The following is a 12,741-nucleotide window of genomic DNA, read 5'->3' on the forward strand; positions in this document are numbered from 1 at the left end:
GCAAGCCGACTGACGCCACGCGTTTAGTCCTCAACTTTGGCCAGACCTTTGCTGACCAACTCCTGAATGTCGTTTTCGCTGTAGCCGATATTTTTCAAAATGGCAGCCGTGTCCATGCCATGTGAGGGCATTCCGCGCCAGATTTTTCCGGGGTTATTTTTGAATTTCGGCATGATATTCGGCCCCTTGCAGGTGCGACCATCCATCGTTTGCCACTGAGTGATTGATTCGCGAGCCACATACTGTGGATTGCTTTCCAGTTCCGGTACGGTCAGTACTTTGGCACAGGCGATATTCAGTTCGGCAAAGCGTTCTTTAACTTCTGCGATGGTATGTGCAGCCAGCCAGGCATCGAGTTTCTCTTCTACCAGTGGGCCGTAAGGGCATTCGATACGGTGGATAAGCTGAGTGCCTTCCGGGATTTCCGACGTACCGAGCAGATGTGCGAGGCCAATATCTTTAAAGCACTCTTCAATTTGGGTAATGCCCACCAGTTCCATCACGATGTAGCCGTCGGCGCATTTGTACAGACCGCAACCGGCGTAGTAGGGATCTTTACCTTTGGTCATGCGCGGGCACATTTCGCCGCCGTTGAAGTAATCCATCATGAAGTACTGGCCCATACGCAGCATCACTTCATACATGGCGATGTCGATACTTTCGCCTTTACCGGTTTCACGCACTTTATGCAATGCTGCCAGCGCCGCCGTGGTGGCGGTCAGGCCAGAAAAGTAATCGGCGGTATACGGGAAGGCAGGCATTGGCTGGTCAACATCACCGTTCTGAATCAGGTAACCACTGAAGGCCTGGGCGATGGTGTTATACGCCGGAAGATTGGTGTACTCCTCGGTGCCGTACTGACCAAAACCGGACAGGTGAGCGATAACCAGTTTCGGGTTGTGCTGCCACAGGACTTCATCGGTAATGCCACGACGGGCAAAGGCCGGACCTTTACTGGCTTCGATGAAGATATCGGTGGTTTCCATTAATTTCAGAAACGCTTCGCGGCCTTCATCTTTGAAGATATTTAACGACAGCGCGTGCAAATTGCGGCGGGAGAGCTGCGGGTAGTTAGGTTGAACGCGAATGGTGTCGGCCCAGGCGACGTTCTCGATCCAAATAACTTCCGCCCCCCATTCTGCGAACATTTGCCCGGCAAACGGTCCGGCGATTTCGATACCGGAGAAGACAACGCGCAATCCGGCCAGCGGCCCGAATTTCGGCATGGGTAGATGATCCATTATTAGCTCCTGAAAAATTTATGTAGCGCATGACTGCCGGATGTGGCGTAAACGCCTTATCCGGCCGACCGTAGGCCTGATAAGACGCGTCAGCGTCGCATCAGGCAGCGCACGGACTTAGCGGTATTGCTTCAGCACCGCGCGACCCAGCGTCAGGATCTGCATTTCGTCAGATCCCCCGGAGACGCGGTCTACACGCAGGTCACGCCAGAAGCGGCTGATGCGGTGGTTGCCCGCAATCCCGACACCGCCCAGCACCTGCATTGCGCTATCCACCACTTCAAATGCCGCATTGGCGCAGAAGTATTTGCACATTGCCGCATCGCCAGAGGTGATGGTGCCGTTGTCTGCTTTCCACGCTGCTTCATACAGCATGTTTTTCATGGAGTTTAATTTGATCGCCATGTGGGCGAATTTTTCCTGAATCAACTGGAAACGACCAATCGCCTCGCCAAACTGCACGCGCTGGTTGGCGTAGCGCGCCGCATCTTCAAAGGCGCACATCGCCGTACCATAGTTGGTCAGGGCTACCAGGAAACGTTCATGGTCGAACTCTTCTTTGACGCGGTTAAAGCCGTTACCTTCCCGACCGAACATGTCTTTCTCGTCCAGTTCCACGTCGTCAAAAGTGATTTCACAGCAGCTATCCATACGCAGACCGAGCTTTTCAAGTTTGGTCACTTTGATGCCCGGTTTGCTCATATCAACAAACCATTCGGTGTAGACAGGTTTGTCCGGAGAAGCCCCGTCGCGCGCCATCACCACGATGTACGGGGTGTAGGCGCTGCTGGTAATAAAACACTTACTACCATTAAGATAAATCTTACCATTTCTACGGGTATAAGTCGTTTTCAGGCTACCCACGTCGGAGCCCGCGCCCGGCTCGGTAATCGCTGAGTTCCACATCTGCTTACCGGTGCCGCGGAAAGCCATAATCTTGTCGATCTGCTCTTGTGTGCCTTCGCGCAGGAAGGTATTGAACCCGCCCGGCAACTGGTACAGCACATAGGTTGGTGCCCCCAGACGTCCCAGCTCCATCCACACGGCGGCGAGAGTAACAAACCCCGCGTCCAGACCACCGTGCTCTTCAGGGATCAGCAGACTGTCGATACCCATATCCGCCAGTGCTTTGACAAAACGTTCCGGGTAGACGCTGTCACGGTCGCACTCGGCAAAATAGGCCTCCCAGTTTTCGCTGGCCATCAGTTCGCGGATACCGGCGACAAACAGTTCCTGCTCATCATTTAAATTAAAATCCATCTTTCAACCTCTTGATATTTTGGGGGTTAATTAATCTTTCCAGTTCTGTTTCGCGTCTTTAATAAAGGAGAGCGTCACCATAATGTTGACGAAGAACAGCGGGCATCCTCCGGCGATAATGGCGGTTTGAATCGGTTTCAGGCCGCCGAGCGCCAGCAGAACAATACCGATAATGCCAACCAGAATTGACCAGCCGATACGCACCAGCAGCGGTGGTTCTTCACCATCGCGTACTTCGCGGCAAGTGGACATCGCCAGGGTATAAGAGCAGGCGTTAACCAGCGTAACGGTGGCAATAAAGCAGAGGATGAAGAAGCCCCACATGGTGGCGGTGCTGAGTGGCAGAGCGGCCCAGGTTTCGATGATGGCGCGCGCCACACCGTACTGTTCGATCAGATTTGGAATGTTGATGATGTTCTTATCCATCAACAGCAGAGTGTTACTACCGAGCACAGTCCACAGGATCCAGGTTGACGCTGTCAGCCCCAGCACCATGCCGAAGCACAGTTCACGCACGGTACGACCACGGGAGATGCGGGCGAGGAAGATACTCATCTGGATAGCGTAAATCACCCACCATGCCCAGTAGAACACGGTCCACCCCTGCGGGAAGCCGCCTTTAGCGATGGGATCGGTATAGAACAACATGCGCGGCAGATACATCAGCAACATCCCCACCGAATCGGTGAAGTAGTTCATGATGAAGCTGGCACCGCTGACAATGAACACCCAACCCAGCATCAGGAAGCTCAGGTAACTACGCACGTCACTGGCGATACGTACCCCTTTTTGCAGACCGCAGGCGACGCAAATGGCGTTGAGGATAATCCAGCAGGTAATGATGATAGCGTCCAGTTGCAGGGTATGCGGAATGCCAAACAACCATTGCATACACTCGGTCACCAGCGGCGTGGCAAGGCCCAGACTGGTACCCATCGCGAAGATCAAGGCGACGAGATAGAAGTTGTCGACGATGGTACCGAACAACCCTTTGGCGTGTTTTTCACCTACCAGCGGCACCAGTGTGGAGCTGGGGCGAATCACTTCCATTTTGCGGACAAAGAAGAAGTAAGCGAAGGCGACTGAAAGGAAGCTGTAAGTGGCCCACGGCAGAGGTCCCCAGTGGAACAAGCTGTAAGCCAGCCCCAACTCTTTCGCTCCTGTCGAGTTCGGTTCTAGGCCAAACGGCGGGGTGGAGATGTAGTAGTAGATCTCAATCGATCCCCAGAACAGTACGGCAGCAGACGTACAGGAGGCGAACATCATAAAGATCCAACTGGCGGTACTAAATTCTGGTGGTTCGTTACCTAAACGCTTTTTGGCATACGGGCCAAACACCAGCCAGAACCAACCGAAAAGCATCACCACCATATACCATTCAAATGCCCATCCCCATACATTGGTGACGTAACTGAATACAGCATTAATAACGACATTCGCCGCATCCAGATCTCTTACTGTAAGCCAACAAAGTATGCCGACGATTATTAACGGCGGAAAGAAAACCTTCGGTTCTATTCCCGTTTTTCTCTTTTCATTCTTCATGAGTTAATTCCACTGTGAAAACGAATATTTATTTTGCGTTCCCGTTTGTTTTATTTTTGTTAACATTTAATATAATTATTATTAACCTCGTGGACGCGTTAATGGCTAACTCATAATGGGTATTCAATTGGCTGCGTTCTGTGATGTTAGTCACAGTTTTTTATCGGGTAAAAACAGGGCGTCTTTGTGTAAATATTCATTGTTTATCAATGTGATGAGTTTGATTGTGAGTAAAAAAATAGCATCTGACTTTCAATATTGGTGATCCATAAAGCAATATTGAAAATTTCTTTTTGCTACGCCATGTTTTCAATATTGGTGAGGGACTTAACAATATTGAAAGTTGGATTTATCTGCGTGTGACATTTTCAATATTGGTGATTAAAGTTTTATTTCCAAATTAAAGGGCGTGATATCTGTAATTAACACCACCGATATGAACGACGTTTCCTTCATGATTTCTGGAGATGCAATGAAGATTATTACTTGCTATAAGTGCGTGCCTGATGAACAGGATATTGCGGTCAATAATGCTGATGGTTCGTTAGACTTCAGTAAAGCCGATGCCAAAATAAGCCAATACGATCTCAACGCTATTGAAGCGGCTTGTCAGCTAAAGCAACAGGCAGCAGAGGCGCAGGTGACGGCCTTAAGTGTGGGCGGTAAAGCCCTGACCAACGCCAAAGGGCGTAAAGATGTGCTATCGCGCGGTCCGGATGAACTGATTGTGGTGATTGATGACCAGTTCGAGCAGGCACTGCCGCAACAAACGGCGAGCGCACTGGCTGCCGCCGCCCAGAAAGCAGGCTTTGATTTGATCCTCTGTGGCGATGGTTCTTCCGACCTTTATGCCCAGCAGGTTGGTTTGCTGGTAGGCGAAATCCTCAATATTCCGGCAGTTAACGGCGTCAGCAAAATTATCTCCCTGACGGCAGATACCCTCACCGTTGAGCGCGAACTGGAAGATGAAACAGAAACCTTAAGCATTCCGCTGCCTGCGGTTGTTGCTGTTTCCACTGATATCAACTCCCCACAAATTCCTTCGATGAAAGCCATTCTCGGCGCGGCGAAAAAGCCAGTCCAGGTATGGTCGGCGGCGGATATCGGTTTTAACGCAGAGGCAGCCTGGTCAGAACAACAGGTTGCCGCGCCGAAACAGCGCGAGCGGCAGCGCATCGTGATTGAAGGCGACGGCGAAGAACAGATCGCCGCATTTGCTGAAAATCTTCGCAAAGTCATTTAATTACAGGGGATGCTATGAACACGTTTTCTCAAGTCTGGGTATTCAGCGATACCCCTTCTCGTCTGCCGGAACTGATGAACGGTGCGCAGGCTTTAGCTAATCAAATCAATGCCTTTGTCCTCAATGATGCCGACGGCGCACAGGCAATCCAGCTAGGCGCTAATCATGTCTGGAAATTAAACGGCAAACCGGACGATCGGATGATCGAAGATTACGCCGGTGTCATGGCTGACACTATTCGCCAGCACGGCGCAGACGGTCTGGTGCTGCTGCCAAACACCCGTCGCGGCAAATTACTGGCGGCAAAACTGGGTTATCGCCTTAAAGCGGCGGTGTCTAACGATGCCAGCACCGTCAGCGTACAGGACGGTAAAGCGACAGTGAAACACATGGTTTACGGCGGTCTGGCGATTGGCGAAGAACGCATTGCCACGCCGTATGCGGTACTGACCATCAGCAGCGGCACGTTTGATGCGGCTCAGCCAGACGCGTCACGCACTGGCGAAACGCACACCGTGGAGTGGCAGGCTCCGGCTGTGGCGATTACCCGCACGGCAACCCAGGCGCGCCAGAGCAACAGCGTCGATCTCGACAAAGCCCGTCTGGTGGTCAGCGTCGGTCGCGGCATTGGCAGCAAAGAGAACATTGCGCTGGCAGAACAGCTTTGTAAGGCGATAGGTGCGGAGTTGGCCTGTTCTCGTCCGGTGGCAGAAAACGAAAAATGGATGGAGCACGAACGCTATGTCGGTATCTCCAACCTGATGCTGAAACCTGAACTGTACCTGGCGGTGGGGATCTCCGGGCAGATCCAGCACATGGTTGGCGCTAACGCGTCGCAAACCATTTTCGCCATCAACAAAGATAAAAATGCGCCGATCTTCCAGTACGCGGATTACGGCATTGTTGGCGACGCCGTGAAGATCCTTCCGGCACTGACCGCAGCTTTAGCGCGTTGATCCACTCTGGCAGGGCTGCATTTTGGCCCTGCCGCTGACAGGGAGCTCTTATGTCCGAAGATATCTTTGACGCCATCATCGTCGGTGCTGGGCTTGCCGGTTCGGTTGCCGCACTGGTGCTCGCCCGCGCAGGGGCGCAAGTGTTAGTTATCGAGCGTGGCAATTCCGCAGGTGCCAAGAACGTTACTGGCGGGCGTCTCTATGCCCACAGTCTGGAACACATTATTCCAGGTTTCGCCGAATCCGCCCCCGTAGAACGCCTGATCACCCATGAAAAACTCGCGTTTATGACGGAAAAGTCAGCGATGACTATGGACTACTGCAACGGTGACGAAACCTCGCCATCCCAGCGTTCTTACTCCGTTTTGCGCAGTAAATTTGATGCCTGGTTGATGGAGCAGGCCGAAGAAGCGGGCGCACAGTTAATTACCGGGATCCGCGTCGATAACCTCGTACAGCGCGATGGCAAAGTTGTCGGTGTAGAAGCCGATGGCGATGTGATTGAAGCGAAAACGGTGATCCTTGCTGATGGGGTGAACTCCATCCTTGCCGAAAAGTTGGGGATGGCAAAACGCGTCAAACCGACGGATGTGGCGGTTGGCGTGAAGGAACTGATCGAGTTACCGAAGTCGGTTATCGAAGACCGTTTTCAGTTGCAGGGTAATCAGGGTGCGGCTTGCCTGTTTGCGGGTTCCCCCACCGATGGCCTGATGGGCGGCGGCTTTCTTTATACCAATGAAAACACTCTGTCGCTGGGGTTGGTTTGTGGTCTCCATCATCTACATGACGCGAAAAAATCGGTGCCGCAAATGCTGGAAGATTTCAAACAACATCCGGCCGTTGCACCGCTGATCGCAGGCGGCAAGCTGGTGGAATATTCCGCTCACGTAGTGCCGGAAGCAGGCATCAACATGCTGCCGGAGCTGGTCGGTGACGGCGTACTGATTGCCGGTGATGCCGCCGGAATGTGTATGAACCTCGGTTTTACCATTCGCGGTATGGATCTGGCGATTGCCGCCGGGGAAGCCGCAGCAAAAACCGTGCTTTCAGCGATGAAAAGCGACGATTTCAGTAAGCAAAAACTGGCGGAATATCGTCAGCATCTTGAGAGTGGTCCGCTGCGCGATATGCGTATGTATCAGAAACTACCGGCGTTCCTTGATAACCCACGCATGTTTAGCGGCTACCCGGAACTGGCGGTGGGCGTGGCGCGTGACCTGTTCACCATTGACGGCAGTGTGCCGGAACTGATGCGCAAGAAAATCCTCCGCCACGGTAAGAAAGTGGGCTTCATCAATCTAATCAAGGATGGCATGAAAGGAGTGACCGTTTTATGACTTCTCCCGTCAATGTGGACGTCAAACTGGGCGTCAATAAATTCAATGTCGATGAAGAGCATCCGCACATTGTTGTGAAGGCCGATGCTGATAAACAGGTGCTGGAGCTGCTGGTGAAAGCGTGCCCCGCAGGTCTGTACAAGAAGCAGGATGACGGAAGCGTGCGTTTCGATTACGCCGGATGTCTGGAGTGCGGCACCTGTCGCATTCTGGGGCTGGGGTCGGCGCTGGAACAGTGGGAATACCCGCGCGGCACCTTTGGTGTGGAGTTCCGTTACGGCTGATGTTGGTTTGATACGTAACGCCGTACTGACTCTCATTGCAAAAAAACAGGAATAACCCATGCAACCGTCCAGAAACTTTGACGATCTTAAATTCTCTTCTATTCACCGCCGCATTTTGCTGTGGGGAAGCGGTGGTCCGTTTCTGGATGGTTATGTACTGGTAATGATTGGCGTGGCGCTGGAGCAACTGACTCCGGCGCTGAAACTGGACGCTGACTGGATTGGCTTGCTGGGCGCGGGAACGCTCGCCGGGCTGTTCGTTGGCACATCGCTGTTTGGCTATATCTCTGATAAAGTCGGACGGCGCAAAATGTTCCTCATCGATATCATCGCCATCGGCGTGATATCGGTGGCGACGATGTTTGTCTCATCCCCCGTCGAACTGTTAGTGATGCGGGTACTCATCGGCATTGTCATCGGTGCAGATTATCCCATCGCCACTTCGATGATCACTGAGTTCTCCAGTACCCGTCAGCGGGCATTTTCCATCAGCTTTATCGCCGCCATGTGGTATGTCGGCGCGACCTGCGCCGATCTGGTCGGTTACTGGCTTTATGATGTGGAAGGTGGTTGGCGCTGGATGCTGGGTAGCGCAGCGATCCCCTGTTTGTTGATTTTGATTGGTCGATTCGAACTGCCTGAATCTCCCCGCTGGTTGTTACGCAAAGGGCGAGTAAAAGAGTGCGAAGAGATGATGATCAAACTGTTTGGCGAACCGGTGGCTTTCGATGAAGAGCAGGCGCAGCAAACCCGTTTTCGCGATCTGTTTAATCGCCGCCATTTTCCTTTTGTTCTGTTTGTTGCCGCCATCTGGACCTGCCAGGTGATCCCAATGTTCGCCATTTACACCTTTGGCCCGCAAATCGTTGGTTTGTTGGGATTGGGTGTTGGCAAAAACGCGGCACTGGGGAACGTGGTGATTAGCCTGTTCTTTATGCTCGGCTGTATTCCGCCGATGCTGTGGTTAAACACTGCCGGACGGCGTCCATTGTTGATTGGCAGCTTTGCCATGATGACGCTGGCGCTGGCGGTTTTGGGGCTGATCCCGGATATGGGGATCTGGCTGGTAGTGATGGCCTTTGCGGTATATGCCTTTTTCTCTGGCGGGCCGGGTAATTTGCAGTGGCTCTATCCTAATGAGCTCTTCCCGACGGATATCCGCGCCTCTGCCGTGGGCGTGATTATGTCCTTAAGCCGTATTGGCACTATTGTTTCGACCTGGGCACTGCCGATCTTTATCAATAATTACGGTATCAGTAACACGATGCTAATGGGGGCGGGTATCTCGCTGTTTGGCTTGTTGATTTCCGTAGCGTTTGCCCCGGAGACTCGAGGGATGTCACTGGCGCAGACCAGCAATATGACGATCCGCGGGCAGAGAATGGGGTAATTTGTTCAGATTTCTCTCTTTTCTGAATCAATATTATTGACTATAAGCTGCGTGAATATATGACTACACTTTGTGGGAAAACAAAGGCGTAATCACGCGGGCTACCTATGATTCTTATAATTTATGCGCATCCATATCCGCATCATTCCCATGCGAATAAACGGATGCTTGAACAGGCAAGGACGCTGGAAGGCGTCGAAATTCGCTCTCTTTATCAACTCTATCCTGACTTCAATATCGATATTGCCGCCGAGCAGGAGGCGCTGTCTCGCGCCGATCTGATCGTCTTGCAGCACCCGATGCAGTGGTACAGCATTCCTCCGCTTCTTAAACTTTGGATCGATAAAGTCTTCTCGCACGGCTGGGCTTACGGTCACGGCGGCACGGCGCTGCATGGCAAACATTTACTGTGGGCGGTGACGACCGGCGGTGGGGAAAGCCATTTTGAGATTGGTGCGCATCCGGGCTTTGATGTGCTGTCACAGCCGCTACAGGCGACGGCAATCTACTGCGGGCTGAACTGGCTGCCACCGTTTGCCATGCACTGCACCTTTATTTGTGACGACGAAACCCTCGAAGGGCAGGCGCGCCACTATAAGCAACGTCTGCTGGAATGGCAGGAGGCACATCATGGATAGTCATACCTTGATTCAGGCGCTGATTTATCTCGGTTCGGCGGCGCTGATTGTACCCATTGCGGTGCGCCTTGGTCTGGGATCGGTACTTGGCTACCTGATCGCTGGCTGCATTATTGGCCCGTGGGGGCTGCGACTGGTGACCGATGCCGAATCTATTCTGCACTTTGCCGAGATTGGCGTGGTGCTGATGCTGTTTATTATCGGCCTCGAACTCGATCCACAAAGGCTGTGGAAGCTGCGTGCGGCGGTGTTCGGTGGTGGCGCATTGCAGATGGTGATTTGCGGCGGCCTGCTGGGGCTGTTCTGTATGTTGCTTGGGCTGCGCTGGCAGGTCGCGGAATTGATCGGCATGACGCTGGCGCTCTCATCAACGGCGATTGCCATGCAGGCGATGAATGAACGCAATCTGATGGTGACGCAAATGGGCCGCAGTGCCTTTGCGGTGCTGCTGTTCCAGGATATCGCGGCGATCCCGCTGGTGGCGATGATTCCGCTACTGGCAGCGAGCAGTGCCTCGACGACGATGGGCGCATTTGCTCTCTCGGCGTTAAAAGTGGCGGGTGCGCTGGTGCTGGTGGTATTGCTGGGGCGCTATGTCACGCGTCCGGCGCTGCGTTTTGTTGCCCGCTCTGGCTTGCGGGAAGTGTTTAGTGCCGTGGCGTTATTCCTCGTGTTTGGCTTTGGTTTGCTGCTGGAAGAGGTTGGCTTGTCGATGGCGATGGGCGCGTTTCTGGCGGGCGTACTGCTGGCAAGCTCGGAATATCGTCATGCGCTGGAAAGCGATATCGAACCCTTTAAAGGTTTGCTGCTGGGGCTGTTTTTCATTGGCGTTGGCATGTCGATAGACTTTGGCACGCTGATTGAAAACCCATTGCGCATTGTCATTTTGCTGCTCGGTTTCCTCATCATCAAAATCGCCATGTTGTGGCTGATTGCCCGACCGTTGCAGGTGCCAAATAAACAGCGTCGCTGGTTTGCGGTGTTGTTAGGGCAGGGTAGTGAGTTTGCCTTTGTGGTATTTGGTGCGGCGCAGATGGCGAATGTGCTGGAGCCGGAGTGGGCGAAATCGCTGACCCTGGCGGTGGCGCTGTCGATGGCGGCAACGCCGATTCTGCTGGTGATCCTCAATCGCCTTGAGCAATCTTCTAGTGAAGAGGCGCGTGAAGCCGATGAGATCGACGAAGAACAGCCGCGGGTAATCATCGCCGGATTCGGTCGTTTTGGGCAGATCACCGGACGTTTACTGCTCTCCAGCGGGGTGAAAATGGTGGTGCTCGATCACGATCCGGACCATATCGAAACCTTGCGTAAATTTGGTATGAAAGTGTTTTACGGCGATGCCACGCGGATGGATTTACTGGAATCTGCGGGAGCGGCGAAAGCGGAAGTGCTGATTAACGCCATCGACGATCCGCAAACCAACCTGCAACTGACGGAGATGGTGAAAGAACATTTCCCGCATTTGCAGATTATTGCCCGCGCCCGCGATGTCGACCACTACATTCGTTTGCGTCAGGCAGGCGTTGAAAAGCCGGAGCGTGAAACCTTCGAAGGTGCGCTGAAAACCGGGCGTCTGGCACTGGAAAGTTTAGGTCTGGGGCCGTATGAAGCGCGAGAACGTGCCGATGTGTTCCGCCGCTTTAATATTCAGATGGTGGAAGAGATGGCAATGGTTGAGAACGACACCAAAGCCCGCGCGGCGGTCTATAAACGCACTAGCGCGATGTTAAGTGAGATCATTACCGAGGACCGCGAACATCTGTCATTAATTCAACGACATGGCTGGCAGGGAACCGAAGAAGGTAAACATACCGGCAACATGGCGGATGAACCGGAAACGAAACCCTCATCCTAATAAAGAGTGACGTAAATCACACTTTACAGCTAACTGTTTGTTTTTGTTTCATTGTAATGCGGCGAGTCCAGGGAGAGAGCGTGGACTCGCCAGCAGAATATAAAATTTTCCTCAACATCATCCTCGCACCAGTCGACGACGGTTTACGCTTTACGTATAGTGGCGACAATTTTTTTTATCGGGAAATCTCAATGATCAGTCTGATTGCGGCGTTAGCTGTAGATCGCGTTATCGGCATGGAAAACGCCATGCCGTGGAACCTGCCTGCCGATCTCGCCTGGTTTAAACGCAACACTTTAAATAAACCCGTAATTATGGGCCGCCATACCTGGGAATCCATCGGTCGTCCGCTGCCAGGACGCAAAAATATTATCCTCAGCAGTCAACCGGGTACGGACGATCGCGTAACGTGGGTGAAATCGGTGGATGAAGCCATCGCGGCGTGTGGTGACGTACCAGAAATCATGGTGATTGGCGGTGGTCGCGTTTATGAGCAGTTCCTGCCAAAAGCGCAAAAACTGTATCTGACGCATATCGACGCAGAGGTGGAAGGCGACACCCATTTCCCGGATTACGAGCCGGATGACTGGGAATCGGTATTCAGCGAATTCCACGACGCTGATGCGCAGAACTCTCACAGCTATTGCTTTGAGATTCTGGAGCGGCGGTAAGTTTGTATATTAGAATTCCGGCATCACTGATACGTGCAGATATCCGTGTTTACTAGACGTATAAATTGTACAGGAGCACGATATCATGACTGCAAAACGTACCACACAAAGTGTGACCGTCACCGTCGACCGTGAGTTAGTCAATCGCGCTCGTGATGCAGGCTTAAATATGAGCGCCACCCTTATGGTTGCGCTCAATGCTGAACTTAAAAAACATGCAGCAATACGTTGGCGTGAAGAGAACGCAGAAGCTATCGCTGCGTTAAATCAATTGGCTGATGAAACCGGATGTTTCTCTGATGAGTACCGGAGCTTCTAGCG

General features: G+C 52.7%; 12 protein-coding genes. 9 read left to right on the forward strand and 3 right to left on the reverse strand.

What is annotated here, in order from left to right; translation table 11 throughout:
• Positions 1–23: 23 nt before the first annotated feature.
• The 3 genes from caiB to caiT form a co-directional block, all read right to left on the reverse strand.
• A complete protein-coding gene (gene caiB, locus ACJHWK_RS06125; RefSeq protein WP_000349954.1) occupies positions 24–1,241 on the reverse strand; it encodes an L-carnitine CoA-transferase in 1,218 nt (405 codons plus the stop codon).
• Positions 1,242–1,358: 117 nt separating this feature from the next.
• Complete coding sequence (gene caiA / locus ACJHWK_RS06130) at positions 1,359–2,501, reverse strand: crotonobetainyl-CoA dehydrogenase (protein ID WP_000347117.1); 1,143 nt, start codon at positions 2,499–2,501, stop codon at positions 1,359–1,361.
• A gap of 30 nt (positions 2,502–2,531) precedes the next feature.
• Positions 2,532–4,046 carry an L-carnitine/gamma-butyrobetaine antiporter gene (caiT, locus tag ACJHWK_RS06135; protein ID WP_000787109.1) on the reverse strand — a complete coding sequence of 505 codons (1,515 nt, stop codon included), beginning with the start codon at positions 4,044–4,046 and terminating at the stop codon, positions 2,532–2,534.
• A 472-nt stretch (positions 4,047–4,518) separates the two neighbouring features.
• On the opposite strand from caiT, the gene ACJHWK_RS06140 reads away from it, so the two are divergent.
• From ACJHWK_RS06140 to ACJHWK_RS06180, 9 genes are all read left to right on the forward strand, one after another.
• Positions 4,519–5,289 carry an electron transfer flavoprotein FixA gene (locus tag ACJHWK_RS06140; protein WP_000692204.1) on the forward strand — a complete coding sequence of 257 codons (771 nt, stop codon included), beginning with the start codon at positions 4,519–4,521 and terminating at the stop codon, positions 5,287–5,289.
• 14 nt (positions 5,290–5,303) lie between these two features.
• Positions 5,304–6,245 (forward strand): electron transfer flavoprotein subunit alpha/FixB family protein, encoded by a 942-nt coding sequence (locus tag ACJHWK_RS06145; protein WP_001091480.1) that lies wholly within the window; start codon positions 5,304–5,306, stop codon positions 6,243–6,245.
• A 50-nt stretch (positions 6,246–6,295) separates the two neighbouring features.
• On the forward strand, positions 6,296–7,582 hold the full coding sequence (locus ACJHWK_RS06150) for an FAD-dependent oxidoreductase (RefSeq protein WP_001520453.1): 1,287 nt from the start codon (positions 6,296–6,298) through the stop codon (positions 7,580–7,582).
• Entirely contained in the window at positions 7,579–7,866 is a 288-nt protein-coding gene (gene fixX, locus ACJHWK_RS06155; RefSeq protein WP_000203747.1) for a ferredoxin-like protein FixX, read from the forward strand. The genes ACJHWK_RS06150 and fixX overlap by 4 nt, the downstream gene beginning before the upstream one ends.
• A 58-nt stretch (positions 7,867–7,924) precedes the next feature.
• A complete protein-coding gene (locus ACJHWK_RS06160; RefSeq protein WP_001520455.1) occupies positions 7,925–9,256 on the forward strand; it encodes an MFS transporter in 1,332 nt (443 codons plus the stop codon).
• A 107-nt stretch (positions 9,257–9,363) separates the two neighbouring features.
• The gene (kefF, locus tag ACJHWK_RS06165; RefSeq protein ID WP_000600723.1) at positions 9,364–9,894 is read left to right on the forward strand and encodes a glutathione-regulated potassium-efflux system oxidoreductase KefF; all 531 of its coding nucleotides are present in this window, start codon (positions 9,364–9,366) and stop codon (positions 9,892–9,894) included.
• The gene (gene kefC, locus ACJHWK_RS06170) at positions 9,887–11,749 is read left to right on the forward strand and encodes a glutathione-regulated potassium-efflux system protein KefC (protein WP_000377113.1); all 1,863 of its coding nucleotides are present in this window, start codon (positions 9,887–9,889) and stop codon (positions 11,747–11,749) included. The genes kefF and kefC overlap by 8 nt, the downstream gene beginning before the upstream one ends.
• Before the next feature lie 191 nt (positions 11,750–11,940).
• The gene (folA, locus tag ACJHWK_RS06175) at positions 11,941–12,420 is read left to right on the forward strand and encodes a type 3 dihydrofolate reductase (protein WP_000624375.1); all 480 of its coding nucleotides are present in this window, start codon (positions 11,941–11,943) and stop codon (positions 12,418–12,420) included.
• A gap of 85 nt (positions 12,421–12,505) precedes the next feature.
• On the forward strand, positions 12,506–12,739 hold the full coding sequence (locus tag ACJHWK_RS06180) for a type II toxin-antitoxin system CcdA family antitoxin (protein WP_410234806.1): 234 nt from the start codon (positions 12,506–12,508) through the stop codon (positions 12,737–12,739).
• Positions 12,740–12,741 lie beyond the last annotated feature (2 nt).

It is taken from the genome of Escherichia sp. WS547 (assembly GCF_046486065.1).
Taxonomy (GTDB): domain Bacteria; phylum Pseudomonadota; class Gammaproteobacteria; order Enterobacterales; family Enterobacteriaceae; genus Escherichia; species Escherichia coli.